This window comes from Stutzerimonas sp. S1 (assembly GCF_025966695.1).
Lineage (GTDB): Bacteria > Pseudomonadota > Gammaproteobacteria > Pseudomonadales > Pseudomonadaceae > Stutzerimonas.
In genome coordinates this window covers 268312-282668 of record NZ_JAOEIY010000007.1, presented here as the reverse complement: position 1 = coordinate 282668, position 14357 = coordinate 268312, and the positions used below count along the sequence as shown (strand labels likewise).

The 14357-nt window shown below is 62.5% G+C and carries 18 protein-coding genes; 2 read left to right on the top strand and 16 right to left on the bottom strand.

The annotated features are described in order from the left end of the window. Nucleotides 1-156: 156 nt before the first annotated feature. The 12 genes from N8H22_RS17200 to ccmA form a co-directional block, all read right to left on the bottom strand. Nucleotides 157-1638 carry a sigma-54 dependent transcriptional regulator gene (locus N8H22_RS17200; RefSeq protein WP_264591723.1) on the bottom strand — a complete coding sequence of 494 codons (1482 nt, stop codon included), beginning with the start codon at nt 1636-1638 and terminating at the stop codon, nt 157-159. A gap of 424 nt (nt 1639-2062) precedes the next feature. Next, complete coding sequence (locus N8H22_RS17195; RefSeq protein ID WP_264591722.1) at nt 2063-2359, bottom strand: flagellar protein FliT; 297 nt, start codon at nt 2357-2359, stop codon at nt 2063-2065. 153 nt (nt 2360-2512) lie between these two features. Further along, complete coding sequence (locus N8H22_RS17190) at nt 2513-2947, bottom strand: hypothetical protein (RefSeq protein WP_264591721.1); 435 nt, start codon at nt 2945-2947, stop codon at nt 2513-2515. A gap of 29 nt (nt 2948-2976) precedes the next feature. Further along, a complete protein-coding gene (ccmI, locus tag N8H22_RS17185; protein ID WP_264591720.1) occupies nt 2977-4188 on the bottom strand; it encodes a c-type cytochrome biogenesis protein CcmI in 1212 nt (403 codons plus the stop codon). Then, nucleotides 4185-4658 carry a cytochrome c-type biogenesis protein gene (locus tag N8H22_RS17180; protein ID WP_264591719.1) on the bottom strand — a complete coding sequence of 158 codons (474 nt, stop codon included), beginning with the start codon at nt 4656-4658 and terminating at the stop codon, nt 4185-4187. Before N8H22_RS17180 ends, ccmI begins: the two co-directional genes overlap by 4 nt. Further along, a complete protein-coding gene (locus N8H22_RS17175) occupies nt 4655-5182 on the bottom strand; it encodes a DsbE family thiol:disulfide interchange protein (RefSeq protein WP_264591718.1) in 528 nt (175 codons plus the stop codon). Before N8H22_RS17175 ends, N8H22_RS17180 begins: the two co-directional genes overlap by 4 nt. Before the next feature lies 1 nt (nt 5183). Continuing rightward, nucleotides 5184-7157, bottom strand: coding sequence for a heme lyase CcmF/NrfE family subunit (locus N8H22_RS17170; RefSeq protein ID WP_264591717.1), 1974 nt, complete (start codon nt 7155-7157; stop codon nt 5184-5186). Next, complete coding sequence (ccmE, locus tag N8H22_RS17165) at nt 7154-7621, bottom strand: cytochrome c maturation protein CcmE (RefSeq protein ID WP_264591716.1); 468 nt, start codon at nt 7619-7621, stop codon at nt 7154-7156. The genes N8H22_RS17170 and ccmE overlap by 4 nt, the downstream gene beginning before the upstream one ends. Then, a complete protein-coding gene (ccmD, locus tag N8H22_RS17160) occupies nt 7618-7794 on the bottom strand; it encodes a heme exporter protein CcmD (RefSeq protein ID WP_264591715.1) in 177 nt (58 codons plus the stop codon). Before ccmD ends, ccmE begins: the two co-directional genes overlap by 4 nt. Beyond that, a complete protein-coding gene (locus N8H22_RS17155) occupies nt 7791-8546 on the bottom strand; it encodes a heme ABC transporter permease (RefSeq protein WP_264591714.1) in 756 nt (251 codons plus the stop codon). The genes ccmD and N8H22_RS17155 overlap by 4 nt, the downstream gene beginning before the upstream one ends. Nucleotides 8547-8641: 95 nt before the next feature. Next, nucleotides 8642-9313 carry a heme exporter protein CcmB gene (gene ccmB / locus N8H22_RS17150; RefSeq protein WP_264591713.1) on the bottom strand — a complete coding sequence of 224 codons (672 nt, stop codon included), beginning with the start codon at nt 9311-9313 and terminating at the stop codon, nt 8642-8644. Beyond that, nucleotides 9310-9945: a cytochrome c biogenesis heme-transporting ATPase CcmA gene (gene ccmA / locus N8H22_RS17145; RefSeq protein WP_264591712.1), complete on the bottom strand. Its 636-nt coding sequence runs from the start codon at nt 9943-9945 to the stop codon at nt 9310-9312. The genes ccmB and ccmA overlap by 4 nt, the downstream gene beginning before the upstream one ends. A gap of 136 nt (nt 9946-10081) precedes the next feature. Between ccmA and N8H22_RS17140 the strand changes: the two genes are divergently transcribed. Both N8H22_RS17140 and N8H22_RS17135 read left to right on the top strand, forming a co-directional pair. Beyond that, entirely contained in the window at nt 10082-11626 is a 1545-nt protein-coding gene (locus tag N8H22_RS17140) for a flagellar hook-length control protein FliK (RefSeq protein WP_264591711.1), read from the top strand. Continuing rightward, nucleotides 11623-11949, top strand: coding sequence for an EscU/YscU/HrcU family type III secretion system export apparatus switch protein (locus N8H22_RS17135; RefSeq protein ID WP_264591710.1), 327 nt, complete (start codon nt 11623-11625; stop codon nt 11947-11949). Before N8H22_RS17140 ends, N8H22_RS17135 begins: the two co-directional genes overlap by 4 nt. Here N8H22_RS17135 and N8H22_RS17130 read toward each other — a convergent pair. The 4 genes from N8H22_RS17130 to N8H22_RS17115 all read right to left on the bottom strand — a co-directional run bounded on the left by N8H22_RS17130 (nt 11930) and on the right by N8H22_RS17115 (nt 14287). After that, nucleotides 11930-12370 (bottom strand): rhodanese-like domain-containing protein, encoded by a 441-nt coding sequence (locus N8H22_RS17130; protein ID WP_264591709.1) that lies wholly within the window; start codon nt 12368-12370, stop codon nt 11930-11932. The genes N8H22_RS17135 and N8H22_RS17130 overlap by 20 nt on opposite strands. 119 nt (nt 12371-12489) lie before the next feature. After that, nucleotides 12490-12900, bottom strand: coding sequence for a DUF2802 domain-containing protein (locus N8H22_RS17125; RefSeq protein WP_264591708.1), 411 nt, complete (start codon nt 12898-12900; stop codon nt 12490-12492). A 3-nt stretch (nt 12901-12903) separates the two neighbouring features. Further along, nucleotides 12904-13383, bottom strand: a complete 480-nt coding sequence (locus tag N8H22_RS17120; protein WP_264591707.1) for a chemotaxis protein CheW — start codon at nt 13381-13383, stop codon at nt 12904-12906. 82 nt (nt 13384-13465) lie between these two features. Next, nucleotides 13466-14287 carry a CheW domain-containing protein gene (locus N8H22_RS17115; protein ID WP_264591706.1) on the bottom strand — a complete coding sequence of 274 codons (822 nt, stop codon included), beginning with the start codon at nt 14285-14287 and terminating at the stop codon, nt 13466-13468. Between the last annotated feature and the right edge of the window lie 70 nt (nt 14288-14357).

Sequence of the window (14357 nt, the reverse complement as noted above, 5' to 3'; positions counted from 1 at the left end):
TGTCAAAAAATGAACGGATCACTAGCGGTCAGCAAGGTTCATGCCTGAGCATGGCAGGCCAGCGGACAGCAGTCTGGCAGGCGAGACGTACAAAGTACGCCAGGGGTTTTCGCCCTTGGCCACCGCCCGCCACCGGCGGTGACCGGCGATCAACCGTCAGTCGGCGTGAAGCTCGCCGTTGTCTTCATCGCGGCGATTCATCCCGTACTTGCGCATCTTCTCGACTAGCGTAGTACGGCGGATGCGTAGCCGCTCGGCAGCACGAGCGACCACACCACCGGCGTCTTCAAGCGCCTGGTGAATCAGCCCTTGCTCAAGATTGCCCAGATACTCCTTGAGGTCCAGCCCTTCGATCGGCAGCATCGCGTGCGCTTCCGGAACGGCCATCGGCGCGCTGATCGCCGCCCTCTCTTCCATCTCGTCGTGCAGACTGGCGGCGTACTGCTCGTCGTCATCGTCGACATGACGGAACTTCTTCGGCAACTCCATGACGCCGATGACGCCGTAGGGGTGCATGATGGCCATTCGCTCGACCAGATTGGCCAGCTCACGGATATTGCCCGGCCAATCATGACGGCAGAGCGACATGATTGCCGCGGAGTTGAAGCGAATCGAACCGCGCTTTTCATGTTCCATGCGCGAAATCAGCTCGTTCATCAGCAGCGGAATATCTTCGACGCGCTCGCGCAGCGGGGCCATCTCGATCGGAAAGACGTTCAGACGGTAGTAGAGATCCTCGCGAAAGGTCCCCTCCTCGATCATCTTCTCGAGGTCCTTGTGGGTGGCAGCAATGATGCGAACGTCGGCATTCTGCGTGCGATTGCTGCCGACGCGCTCGAAGGTGCGCTCCTGCAACACGCGCAGCAGCTTGACCTGCATCGGCAGCGGCATGTCGCCGATTTCATCGAGAAATAGCGTGCCACCCTCGGCCAGCTCGAAACGCCCGGCACGCGCAGTGATCGCTCCCGTGAAGGCGCCCTTCTCATGGCCGAAAAGCTCGCTTTCCAGCAACTCGGCAGGGATCGCGCCGCAGTTCACCGGTACGAACGGAGCCTGGCGGCGCTTGGAGTGATAGTGCAGGTTACGCGCGACAACTTCCTTGCCGGTGCCGGACTCGCCCAGAATCAATACGCTGGCTTCGGTGTCAGCGACTTGCTGCATCATCTCGCGCACGTGCTGCACGGCACGACTGGTACCTACCAAACTGCGGAACAGATTGGGTTCGCGCTGTCGCCCCCGCCCCTTGGCCTGATCGTACATTTCCCGGTAGACCTGCGCCCGGTGCAGCGAGTCGAGCAGCTTATTGTAGCTTGGCGGCATCTCCAGGCTGGTCAGTACACGGCGGCGGAGTTCTTCCGGCCAGTCGCCCGGAGTCGGCTCGCCGATCAGGATCAAGGGGACATTCTCGTCCCACTGATTCATCTGCTTGAGCAGCTCGACGGCCCCACCTTTTGTCGTCACCTCCCCCAGCAACACCCCGATGACCCCGCGACTGGAGTCCAGCCCGTCGACGACGCTGCGCCAGTCACTGCTGGAACATGCCAGGTGATCTTCACTGAGGAAGTTCAGAATCACCGTCAAATCACGGCAACGGTCACGGTCATCGTCTATCAACAAAATCTTGGTATCACGCCACATCTTGTTTATAGGGCTCTTGGATTGCTGGAAAGAAGGCCTGCGTTTTCGCATCCATGTAGAAAGGCGACCACACCGAAGGCAATTGGCCGCTAGTTAATTAAAAAAAATGAACTGAGTCAAATTTATGACGTGAATTCTCGACTAAAGGCGTCATAGGAAGCACGACGAACATGCGCTGATACGCATTCCGACAGCGCAATATCAGAAGAAAAGACAAAATCGAGGAGCGAGCCAGACAGTCAAAAATCTATCGGTCGCGGGAGAGATGCCGCCTTTAAGCGACTATATCCCTACTTTTCAGCAGGAATTTTGGGGTAAACGGCAAATCGGGAAACACCGAAAAAAGCCACGCGCCCGGTCAGTCGCAAGTACCACTGCGGCACTTCGACGCGCTACCGTCGTGACTCGACAGAACGGCCGTAGATCAGCCGAACAGTTGATATACCTTCGCGCGCTGCTGGGACTGATTGAGTTGCAGCAGCTCGTTGGCGATACGCTGCTGCTCTGCCTGGCAGGCTCCGACCAGCTCGCCGTAAAGACTCAGCAACTGCTGCATGCTTTGGCGTATCTGCGCCTCATCCCGCTCGGACTCGTGCATGGCCTCCTCGACCGCCTGACGGCATTGGTGGTCAAGCACGCTGATGGCCGCCCAGTCCTGTTGCACCAGCGCATCACGCAGCGCGCTACCGGTTTCCTCGAGGCGTTTGACGGAAGCATTCATGGATCGACTCCGGGCGTAGGCTCATCATGCGGCTGGGGGCAGGTGACAATCTAGCATCGCCCCTGCTGACTGCTTATCGGCAACGCACTATCGGCCTTTAGCACGAGCTGCGAAAAAGAAACCGAACACCCCACACCTGAGCCCTGGCAGCGGTCAGTAGCGATTACGCAACCCCGGCGGAACGCTGGGCAGCGCGACCGGATCCCAAGGGCCATCAGGCCTGCCGGCACAGTACCATTGCCCATCCCAGCGATAGTAAAGACGCTCGCGATAGTACAGCTCGCTGCCTTCGACAACATAGACGCCCAACCGATTGTCCCAATGCGCCGCAGCATGAGGCGGCGGAGCGTAGCGTGGGTGGCTGCGCTGGACGGCTGGAGCCCGCGGCGCTGGCGGCGTCTGAATGGGCGGTGGAGCAATGACCGGACCGCGTTGCACCGGCTCCTGCGGCACAGGCTTGACAGGTGGGGCTGGCCGTTCGGCTTCGTAGGGTGTCCCGGCACACGCGCCCAGAAGCAGGGTCAGGCTCAGTACAGCGACCCGCTGCCCGAGCCGGACCGATGGAGCATAGCAACCTTGCACGTGCATCTTCACACCCTCCGGCGCCCTTCAGCGCGTCAAGGCGTGTCGGGCTGGTCGATCGTCAGGCGAACGGTCTTGTCGCCCTCCGCTGTTTTCAGCGCCTCGCTCTGACCCACCCACTCGCCTTTGGTTGCATTCCCCTGCCGCGAAATTCGGGCCACCAGGGTTACCTCGGGATAATTCGACATCTTCAGCTGCGGCATCATTGCATCAGCATCGCCCAGCGTGACGGCTGCCGGCAACTCGGCGACGGTCAGACGCTTGGCTGCCAGGGGTATCGCCGGCCCGGAAACGGCACGCGCGAAGATGAACACGCTGTCATCCGGGCGCACCTCCTTTTCCAGCGCCGGAGCCAGATCCACCTCGATCTGCAGACGAACTGCAGCGGCCTCTGGCGTGGCACTTATCTGAGCTGGAGGCGCTGCATCGCCCAATTGTTCCCGCGCGCGGGCGATACCACCCTTGATCGCCTCGCGGGAAGGATCCTCTGCCGGAAGCGTGGCCACCAGGCGTTCCCAAAACCCGATCGCATCCTGGAAGCGCCCCTCTTCGAACGCGGCGATACCGAGTAGACCAAGGCTAGTCACTTCTTGGGGGTCGGCACGCAGCGCCTCGTCGGTCAGCGCCTGCAGCTCGGCCGACCACTGGCGACCTCGAGCGAAATACAGCGCCTGCGCCCACTGGCCCAGCAGTTCCGGCTGACGCCCTGCCAGCTCAACTACCCGCGCGAACGCCTTGGCAGCATCGGCAGGGCGCTCCTGATTCATGTAGGTTCGTCCGAGGAAGTACCAGCCCTCTGCGGAATCAGGTTGCGCCTCGACCGCCCGTTCCAGGCGCACGGTCATCTCCTCGATGGAACGCGGCTGCTCGCCAAACTGCCGGGCCAGCTCGACCTTATCGCTGGCACCCCAGTGCAGATAGAGACCATAGCCCAGCAGCGGTACCAGCAGCGCCGCAATCAGCGGCACTGCACGCCCGAGCCGGTCATGGCGCTGGGCCTCACTGCCTTCGGTATCGTCCAGCAGCTCGCGCGCGGCATCGGCACGCCCGGCCTCCAGCTGATCGTCGGTTAGGAGGCCAGCGGCTTGCTGCGCGGTGAGTTCGGCTAGGCGCTCCTGATAAAGGGCGACATTGAGCGCGGTACGGTCCTCTTCGGCCTGTGTCTTGCGCCCACGCAGAATGGGCAGCAGCAGAAAAGCCAGAGCTACCAGCAACAGCAGGCCGGCAGCGATCCAGAAATCGATCATGAGTCTTTTTTATCCAGCAACGTGGCGAGGCGTTGGCGCTCGGCATCGGAAAGGGTTCGCGCCGCAGGCGCGGCATCCACTCGGCGGCGACGCACCAGTATTACCGCTAGCACGCCGAAACCGAGAACCAGCAAGCCCGCCGGCCCGTACCAAAGCAGCAGCGTTGTGGTATTCACCGGCGGGTTGTAGCGAACGAAATCACCATAGCGATCCACCAGGTAGTCGACGATCTCGTCGTTGCTCTTACCCTCTTCCAGCATGCGGAAGATCTCTTCACGCAGGTCCATGGCAATCGGCGCGTTGGAATCGGCGATGTTCTGGTTTTGGCACTTCGGGCAGCGCAACTCCTCGGTGAGGGTGCGGTAGCGCTCACGCTCGGCTTCGTCCTTGAAATCGTAGGTATCGATGGCGGCATGTGCCGTCACGCTGACAAACAGACCGAGCAATGCGGCGCGAATCAATTGTTTCATTCGTCCACCAGCTCCTGATAAAGCGCCGCCAGCTGTTCGCGCCAGACCCGCTCATCGATTGCCCCGACGTACTTGTGACGGATGACGCCCGTCTTGTCGATCAGGAAGGTTTCCGGTGCGCCGTAGACACCCAGATCCAGCCCCAGCTTGCCTTCCGGATCGCTCACGTTGAGCTGGTACGGATCAAGGAAGTCCTTGAGCCACTGCTGCGCCTTGGCATTGTCATCCTTGTAGTTGATGCCGTGAATCAGCACGCCCTGGGCGGCCAGCTGATTGAGCATCTGGTGCTCGGCTTTGCAGGTCGGGCACCAGGTAGCCCAGACATTGACCAGCGCTGGCTTGCCGAGCAGATCCTCCCGACGGAGACGCCGATCCCCTTCCACCGCCGGCAGGTCGAACGCCGGAAACGGCTTGCCGATCAGTGCCGAGGGCAGCTCGGCCGGATTGAGGAACAGTCCACGGTAGAGAAATACCGCCACCACCAGAAAAATCGCCAGCGGCAGCAACATCAGCAATCGTTTCACATCAGGCTCCTTGTCCAACCAGCCCCAGCGCTTCGCGCACTCGGGTTTTCACCTTGACCCGATAACGCCGATCGCTCGCCGCCAGCACGCCGCCAAAGGCCATCATCAGTCCGCCGAGCCAGATCCAGCGGACGAACGGCTTGATATGTACCCGCACGGCCCAGGCACCATCGCCTAGAGGTTCGCCGAGCGCCACATAGAGATCACGCGTGAACCCGGCGTCGATACCAGCCTCGGTCATTGGCATCTGCTGCACGGTGTACAGACGTTTCTCCGGATGCAGAACGGCAACCTCCTCACCATCGTCGAGTACGCGGACGGTGGCGCGATCGGAAGTGTAATTCGGCCCTTCATGGTGCTGCGCACCCTCGAAGACGAACTGGTAGCCGCCCAGTTCCAGCGCCTCGCCCGGCGCCAGGCGCAGGTCACGCTCGGCGCTCTGCTGGCTGGTGAGCACCACGCCGAGCGCGCACATCACCAGACCAAGGTGGGCAAGATGCATGCCCCAGTAACTCGGCGCCAGGCTACGCATGCCCTTGAGCAGTCCCTTGTGGCGCGTCTTGTCGAGCAGGTCACGCACACTCGCCAGCACAACCCAGGCAGCAAGGAAGCTGACCGCCAGGACCGCCCAGTGGAAGTCACCAAACAACAGCGAGCCGAGGCCGCCGAGGACGGCACTGGCGATCAGAACCGGCGCCAGCATGCCCATCAACCATTGCCAGGGAGTGTCCTTCCAGCGCACCAGGATACCCACGGCAAGCGCCAGCATCAGCGCCGCCATCAGCGGCACGAACATGGCGTTGAAGTACGGCGGCCCCACCGACAGCTTGGCGCCGGACAGCGCATCAAGAAGCAGTGGATACAAGGTGCCGAGCAGGATCATCGCAGTGGCCACCACCAGCAGCAGGTTGTTGACCAGCAGAAGGGTCTCCCGCGACCACAAGCCGAAGCCAACCTGACTCTTGACCACCGGCGCGCGCAGGGCGAACAGCGTGAGCGATCCGCCGACCACGATCAGCAGGAACACCAGGATGAACACGCCACGCTCCGGATCGGTGGCAAACGCATGCACCGAAGTCAGCACCCCGGAACGCACCAGGAAGGTCCCCAGCAGACTCAGGGAGAAGGCCGCGATGGCCAGCAGCACCGTCCAGCTCTTGAACACACCGCGTTTCTCGGTGACGGCCAGTGAATGAATCAACGCCGTGCCAACCAGCCAGGGCATGAACGAGGCGTTCTCCACCGGGTCCCAGAACCACCAGCCACCCCAGCCAAGCTCGTAATAGGCCCACCAGGAGCCCAGTGCAATGCCGATGCCGAGGAAGGCCCAGGCCACGAGAGTCCAAGGTCGCGACCAACGCGCCCAGGCGGCATCCAGACGCCCGCCGAGTAGTGCGGCGATGGCGAAGGCGAAGGCCACGGAGAAGCCGACATAGCCCATGTAGAGCATTGGCGGATGCACCACCAGACCGAAATCCTGCAACAGCGGATTGAGGTCGCGACCGTCCATCGGCGACTGCGGTAACAAACGATCGAAGGGGTTGGAGGTAACGATGAGGAACAGCAGGAAACCGATGCTGATCAAGCCCATCACGCCCAGCACCCGTGCCAGCATCTCCTCCGGCAGCTGACGCGAGAAGACCGCCACCGCGAAAGTCCAAGCTGACAGGATGAAGGCCCACAACAACAGCGAGCCTTCGTGGGCACCCCATACCGCGCTGAACTTGTAATACCAAGGCAGTGCGCTGTTGGAGTTCTGTGCCACGTAGGCGACAGAGAAATCATCGACCATGAAGGCATAGGTCAGGCAGGCGAACGCGAAGGCGAGAAACGAGAACTGCCCCCAGGCGGCCGGCTGCGCCAGGCTCATCCACTGTCGATCGCCGCGCCAGGCGCCAATCAAGGGCAGCGTGCCCTGTACGCATGCGAGGCATAGCGCCAGGATCATCGCCAGGTGACCGAGCTCCGGAATCATTTGGCGTACTCCTGCTTGCCGCCTTCGTAATGCTTCATCATTCCGCTCTTCTCGAGCGCCTGCGAAACTTCCGGCGGCATGTAGTTCTCGTCGTGCTTGGCCAGCACTTCATCGGCGACCAGCACACCATCGGCGTTCACTCGCCCCAGGGCGACGATACCCTGCCCTTCGCGAAACAGGTCCGGCAGGATGCCCTGATAGTTCACCGTCACCGTGGCCGCGCCATCGGTCACGCGGAAGGCCACGCTCAGCGAGTCGTTGGAACGCTGCACCGAGCCGGTTTCCACCAGACCGCCTGCGCGAATTCGCGTGCCTTCGGGCGCCTCGCCGTTGGCGATCTGTGTCGGCGTGTAGAACAGGTTGATGTTCTGCTGCAAGGCCGACAGCGCCAATGCAACGGCGATACCCACGCCAGCGAGGATTGCCAGCACGATGAACAGACGTTTCTTGCGCACCGGATTCACTTCATTTCCTCCCGGCGCAGACGACGCGCCTCGTCTTGCAGGTAACGGCGGCGCGCCAGCATCGGCAGGGCCACGTTGAGAATCAGGACCGCCAGGCTGATGCCATAGGAGGTCCAGACATACAGGCCATGGTTGCCCATGGCGATGAAATCGGCGAAAGACGAAAAATTCACGACACTTTCCCCACCAGAGCCTTGATCTCGGTCTTCACCCAGCTGCTGCGCGACTCGCGACGCAGGACTTCCAGGCGCATGCGCATCAGCAGCACGGCGGCGAAGAAGCAATAGAAACCCACCACCATCACCAGCAGCGGCAGCCACATCTCTGCTGGCATTGCCGGCTTCTCGGTGACCTTGAAGGTGGCCGGCTGATGCAGGGTGTTCCACCATTCCACCGAGTACTTGATGATCGGAATGTTCACCACGCCGACGATCGCCAGCACCGCGCAAGCCTTGGCCGCGCTGTCGCGATTGCTGATCGCCTGGCCGAGCGCGATCACGCCGAAATACAGAAACAGCAGAATCAGCATCGAAGTCAGTCGCGCGTCCCACACCCACCATGCGCCCCAGGTGGGCTTACCCCACACTGCACCCGTGAGCAATGCAATGAACGTCATCCACGCGCCGATGGGAGCCGCCTGCTGCAAGGCAACGTCGGCGAGCTTCATCTTCCAGACCAGGCCGACAATGCCGGCCACGGCGAGCATCACGTAGACCGACTGAGCGAGAAAGGCCGCTGGTACGTGGATATAGATGATCCGGAAACTGTTGCCCTGCTGGTAATCCTCGGGGGCGAACGCCAGCGCCCAGATCGTCCCCACGATGATGAGGACAGCCGCACTCCAGCCCAGCCACGGCAGCCAGCGGCCGCTGATCTCGTAGAACCACTTGGGCGAACCCAGCTTGTGAAACCATGTCCAGTTCATCGAAATGACTCATCGTTGTAAGAGGCAGACAACCCGGCCTCGACAATCTTCAGTGACCGGCGGAACGCCGTGAATCCGGCCATCGTTATGTACAGCTATTCACCGACGCTGATCTTCAGCCCAGCGGCGATCGCAAAGGGTGTCAGGGTAACCGCCAACGCAGTCAGGCTGGCCAGCCATAGCAGATGACCGACCGCAGGCAAGCCTTGCAAGGCCGCCTGCAATGCGCCGCTGCCGAGAATCAACACCGGGATATACAGCGGCAGGATCAGCAGTGCCAGCAACAGGCCGCCACGCTTGAGTCCGACAGTCAGCGCCGCGCCAACAGCACCGAGCAAACTGAGAATCGGCGTGCCGAGCAGCAGCGACAGCAGCAGCACTGGCAACGCACTCGGCGGCAGGCCCAGCATCAGCCCCAGCAAGGGAGCCAGCAAGACCAGCGCCAGCCCCGAAAATACCCAGTGTGCCAGCACCTTGGCGAGCACCAGAAGCGCCAGCGGGTGCGGCGAAACGACCCACTGCTCGAGCGAGCCGTCTTCGAAATCACTACGGAACAGCCCGTCCAGCGACAGCAGTACGGCCAGAAGCGCCGCAACCCACACCAGCCCGGGCGAAATCGTTTGCAACAGTTGCGACTCGGGGCCGACCGCCAGTGGAAACAGCGCGATGACGATGGCGAAGAACACCAACGGATTGGCCAGCTCGGCCGGACGACGACATAGCAGTCGGGCCTCGCGGGCTACCAGGAGGGTGAAAACACTGCTCATGCGGCGCGCTGCCCAAGATCCAGTTCGCGGTAGCCGGCGGGTTTTTCCGTCAGCGTGTGATGGGTGGTCAGCACCACCAGTCCGCCCTCTTCGCAGTGTCGGGCCAGATGCCGCTCGAGCTGGGCAACGCCATGCTTGTCGAGTGCGGTGAACGGCTCGTCGAGAATCCACAGCGGTGGCGGTGCGAGATACAACCGCGCCAAGCCGACCCGACGCTGCTGGCCGGCAGACAGGGTATGACAGGGGACGTCCTCGAAACCGCGCAACCCGACCTGCGCCAGCGCCTGCCAGATCGCCTCACGGTCGGCTGGTTGGTGCAACGCGCACAGCCAGCTGAGGTTTTCTTCAGGCGTGAGCAGCCCCTTGATGCCCGCTGCATGCCCAATCCACAGCAGATTGCGCGCCAGCTCACTGCGCTGCGACTCGAGCGGCTGTCCCTTGAGCAGGATCTGCCCCGCTGTCGGCTGCATCAGCCCGCAAAGCAGACGCAACAGGCTAGTCTTGCCACTGCCGTTGGGGCCGGAGATCTGTAGCATCTGGCCGCTTTCCAGGCGGAGTTCGAGCTGCTCGAACAGCAGTCGCCAATCCCGCTCGCAGGCGAGCGCCACAGCTTCGAGAAAGGGAATTGACACGCCGGCGGCACCTCAAGATGAAAAGAGCCTGGCCGCTATAATCAAGCAGCCAGCCCAGAGCGGTCGGAATTATACATGGCAACCCCTGACTCCGAAGGCCACGGAAGCGAAAGGTTGTAAGAGCATTTGAGGAAAAATGACCGAGATCAAGAGCGCCTCCCCCGTGCCTGCCAGCAGCGCGCCTCGCGCCGGCACCGCCGCGCTCGACCTGGCGCTCAAGCTGCTACAACCGATGCAGGGGTTGCTGAGCGCCGGTGAAAGCGCGCAGGCCGAAGTCATTTCCGTCAAGGAAACGGCACAAAGCTTCCAGTTGGTATTGCGCCTGACGCTGGACAATGGTCGCCAGGCTACCGTCGAAGCCAACAGCTCACGCGCCGTGTTGCCGGGCACCAGCTACGCGGTGGCCGCGCTGTCCGACAGCCGCCTGCTGGCGCAGCCGCAGCCAGGGCGCAACCAGCCGCTGCAGAGCATCGACCTGACGCTGTTGCCAGCCGGCAGCACCATCCAGGGGAAAGTGATCGCTACCGGCCAGCAGATCGGCGCCGACGGGCGTCCGTCCTTTCAGGTGGTACTGAGCCTGCTCAACTCGCCGCTGGCTGGGCAGAAACTGCAGATCGAATCGAGCATGCCGCTGGCCCTTGGCAGCTTGCTCACCGCCCAGGTGCAAGGCAGCCAGGCATTGAGTTTCGTACCACTGAGCGGTCTTTTCGACCGTCTGCTGCTGGGTCAGCAGCTGGCCGCGCAGCAGAACCGTCAAGCCTCGCTGGAAGGGATTTTCAAAGTACTGGAAGCCATGGCCGGATCGGTGCCCGAGGGCGTCCGCGGTGCGGCCGGCAAACTGTTGGGGCTGCTGCCGAGCATCCAGCAACTGAGCGATCCCGAAGCACTGGCGCGAGCGCTCGGTGCCAGCGGCGCGTTTCTCGAGGCACGCCTACTGGCCGGACAGACCGAAGGCCTCTCCGGCGACCTGAAAGTCGCGCTGCTGCGATTATTGGCGCAGCTGCCCAATCTGCCGGGCAGCACACCGCTGGCGGCCGCGCAGGTAGGCGCAGCCACCGGCCAGGCACTGCCGGCATTCGCGCGCAACGCCCTGGGGGCACTCGGCCAGACCAGCGCACGCCAGGCGGCACTGGGCTTTCCATTGGGAGCCGGCCAGCTGGGCAGCCAACTGCCAGCGGGTCTGGAGGAGCACGCCGATCTCGAACTGCTACTCAAGCTTGCCGCCGCCGCGGTCTCGCGCCTGCAAACCCACCAGCTCTCGAGCCTGGCGCAATCGCAGACCACTCCGGACGGTACGCAACTGACCACCTGGCAACTGGAACTGCCGATGCGTGATCAGCGCGATATCGTGCCGCTGCAGGTCAAGTTGCAGCGCGAAGAGAGCCAGCGACAAAGCGAAAAGGAACAGGCGGACGTGCTCTGGAAGGTCGAACTGGCCTTCGATATGGCGCCGCTGGGGCCGCTGCAGGTCCAGGCACAGTTGCTGCGCGGCAACCTGTCCAGCCAACTGTGGGCCGAACGACCCGAAACCGCGGCGCTGATCACCACCGAGCTGGACCATCTGCGGGAACGACTGCAGGCCGCCGGCCTCAGCGTCGGCGAACTGGCGTGCCGACAAGGCGTACCGCCGCAAGGACCGCGCACATCTCTGGAACAGCGCTTCGTGGACGAAACCGCATGAACACAGCACCGCGCCAGGCTATCGCACTCAGCTATGACGGCCAGCAAGCGCCGACCCTTAGCGCCAAGGGCGATGACGAGCTGGCAGAAATGATCCTGGCGATCGCCCGCGAACATGAAGTGCCGATCTACGAGAACGCCGAACTGGTGAAACTGCTTGCACGACTGGAACTTGGCGATGAGATTCCCGCGGCGCTGTACCGCACCATCGCTGAGATCATCGCCTTCGCCTGGTACCTGAAGGGCAAACGTCCTGCCGGGCTCGACACCGAGGGCGCGGCGCCGCCTCCCCTGCCGCCGTTACTCAATGGGCCTGCGCGCTGAACGTGGCATAGTCGGCTGCGCCGCCCTTCTCCAGCGGGAAGTCCTCCAACTGCCAGGCAAAATATCCGTCGCGTAAATAGAACACCTGTCGATAACCCCATTCGACAGCCATTCGCGTCGCCTGCGCGCCGGCGGCACAGAACTCGCTGTCGCAATAGATTACCAACGGCACCGAGCGCGGCAAGTCGCTACCCGCCAGGCTGGCGAGCCCCGTTGCAAAATCCAGGTGCAGCGCACCGCGCACGTGCCCCCAGGCCCACTCGCGACCAGGACGCACATCGACGAACACCGCCCCCAGATCATGCAACCGCTTCGCCTGATAGGCATTCACGGTCAGGGCACCTTCAACTTCACCCGGAGCCTCCTGCGCCAGCGCCGCAAACGGCAGCAGCAAGCCCAGCAGAACCAGTGCACGCACCATCGCCACGCTCCTCGGCCCTTGCACCGCGAAGCGGGCCGTGAATGGATCGAAACACTCGGGGGTTTGGAGACGTCGGAAGGCAGGAGGTTCCGGCAAGTTGCCGGCAAGTGTTGGGCGAACTACGGCTTGCGAGCTTTGTGCAGCTTGCTCATCAATTCGGCCTCGGATTGCGAGAGACCACAGGATTGCGTGAGATCGTCCACGCTGGCGCCCATGCCAACCAGCTTGGCTGCCTGGCTGAAGGAAAAATTGTTGGGGTCGCGCTGCTCGAGCTGGGCGAGCTTGTCCGGCAGCGGCGCGACCAGGCGGTTCAGCTCATCGAGCCGTTCGCCCATGCGCACGCTGCCGTCAAAATACACATCAAGCTGCTGTGCGAGCTCCTTGATGCGTCGATCACGGATCGCGCCGCGGCGGTTCTGTTCCTGCGCCTGCAGCCGCTGTTGTTTGAGCAGCCACAAGCAGAAGCCCAGCAGCCCTAAACAGCCGACAGCTAGCGCAACAACCGACGCAACCAGCGACACGATCAGCATGGATCAGATGCTCTCAAGTTCCGCCCACTCTTCTTCTGTCATCATCTTGTCGAGTTCGACCAGAATCAGCAGCTCGCCGTTCTTGTTGCACACACCCTGGATGAACTTCGCCGACTCGTCGTTACCCACATTCGGTGCGGTTTCGATCTCCGACTGACGCAGATAGACCACCTCGGCCACGCTGTCGACCATGATGCCGATCACCTGACGGTCAGCTTCGATAATCACGATGCGGGTGTTGTCCGAAACCGGCGCCGGTGCGAGACCAAAGCGCTGGCGCGTATCGATGACCGTCACCACGTTGCCACGCAGGTTGATGATGCCCAGCACATAGCTCGGCGCACCAGGAACCGGTGCTATTTCGGTATAGCGCAACACTTCCTGCACCTGCATCACGTTGATGCCGTAGGTCTCGTTATCCAGACGGAAGGTCACCCATTGCAGGACAGGATCTTCGGAACCCTGCGCAGACGTCATCTTCATAGCCCCACCTTCTTCCTTCAGATACCGCCGTGGCGGTCGATTTTTCGGTTGTACGAGGCATGGCGAGCATGCCCCGCCTGTATCAATGCGTTTTTGCCGAAGCGCCGGGCAGCTGCCTGACTGCGCCACTGGCGATCAGCTCGGCGAGCGCGGTGACATCCACCAGCGCGCACATGTGTTCGATCACCGTGCCGGCCAGCCAGGGCCGCTGGCTACGCTGCGGTCGCCATTTCACCTCGCGCGGATCCAGACGGATCGACCGACTGACCTGATGCACGGCCAACCCCCACTCGTAGCCCTGCACGGAAATCACGTACTGCAGACCCTCGCGGAAGTCGTCGCGATAACGGTCGGGCATCACCCAGCGCGCGGTATCCAGCACCTTCAGATTGCCTGCGTGGCTCGGCAGTATGCCGAGGAACCAATCCGGCTGGCCGAACAGCGGCGTCAGCTCCTGTCCCGCCAGCGGATAAATCGAACCTAGACAGACCAGCGGGACTGCCAGCGTAAGCCCGGCGACATCGAACAGCAGGCACTCGAACGGCTGCTCGCCCCACTGCGGCGGCGCATCCGGGTTGATCGACGGCGGCTCACCGGCCGCACGGATGGCGACCCCCAGTTCCGCGACCGGCTCGACCACCGCCATCGATGGCGCGGCTTCGACGATCACCTCGGCAACCGCAGCCGCGACTGTCGGCGCCTCGGGGGCTGCAGGTGTAACTGCTATCGGTGCTACTGGCTCGACGCGCAGGTTGTCGCGTTGCTGTTCCTCCAGCACCGCGGCCTGAAACTCGTCCAGACTGACCGAATCCTCCAGCTCAACCGTGGCGTCCTGCAAGAGCGCGTCGAGATACGACTGCAGGGCGAGTTGGGAGCGAGTTTCGGTGAGAACGGCGCGGCTCATGGGACCCACTTCTGTTGACAATCCAGACAGGCTATCGGCCAGTGCTGCGGCGAACTTGAGTCAACCGCGT

Excerpts from the sequence above, each read along its gene's own strand:
- N8H22_RS17190 (WP_264591721.1), bottom strand. The coding sequence starts at position 2,947 with ATGCACGTGCAAGGTTGCTATGCTCCATCGGTCCGGCTCGGGCAGCGG.
- N8H22_RS17170 (WP_264591717.1), bottom strand. The coding sequence starts at position 7,157 with ATGATTCCGGAGCTCGGTCACCTGGCGATGATCCTGGCGCTATGCCTC.
- N8H22_RS17180 (WP_264591719.1), bottom strand. The coding sequence starts at position 4,658 with ATGAAACAATTGATTCGCGCCGCATTGCTCGGTCTGTTTGTCAGCGTG.
- N8H22_RS17120 (WP_264591707.1), bottom strand. The coding sequence starts at position 13,383 with ATGAAGATGACGTCTGCGCAGGGTTCCGAAGATCCTGTCCTGCAATGG.
- ccmB (WP_264591713.1), bottom strand. The coding sequence starts at position 9,313 with ATGAGCAGTGTTTTCACCCTCCTGGTAGCCCGCGAGGCCCGACTGCTA.
- N8H22_RS17130 (WP_264591709.1), bottom strand. The coding sequence starts at position 12,370 with ATGGTGCGTGCACTGGTTCTGCTGGGCTTGCTGCTGCCGTTTGCGGCG.
- N8H22_RS17115 (WP_264591706.1), bottom strand. The coding sequence starts at position 14,287 with ATGAGCCGCGCCGTTCTCACCGAAACTCGCTCCCAACTCGCCCTGCAG.
- N8H22_RS17195 (WP_264591722.1), bottom strand. The coding sequence starts at position 2,359 with ATGAATGCTTCCGTCAAACGCCTCGAGGAAACCGGTAGCGCGCTGCGT.
- N8H22_RS17155 (WP_264591714.1), bottom strand. The coding sequence starts at position 8,546 with ATGAACTGGACATGGTTTCACAAGCTGGGTTCGCCCAAGTGGTTCTAC.
- ccmI (WP_264591720.1), bottom strand. The coding sequence starts at position 4,188 with ATGATCGATTTCTGGATCGCTGCCGGCCTGCTGTTGCTGGTAGCTCTG.
- N8H22_RS17135 (WP_264591710.1), top strand. The coding sequence starts at position 11,623 with ATGAACACAGCACCGCGCCAGGCTATCGCACTCAGCTATGACGGCCAG.
- N8H22_RS17200 (WP_264591723.1), bottom strand. The coding sequence starts at position 1,638 with ATGTGGCGTGATACCAAGATTTTGTTGATAGACGATGACCGTGACCGT.
- N8H22_RS17125 (WP_264591708.1), bottom strand. The coding sequence starts at position 12,900 with ATGCTGATCGTGTCGCTGGTTGCGTCGGTTGTTGCGCTAGCTGTCGGC.
- N8H22_RS17140 (WP_264591711.1), top strand. The coding sequence starts at position 10,082 with ATGACCGAGATCAAGAGCGCCTCCCCCGTGCCTGCCAGCAGCGCGCCT.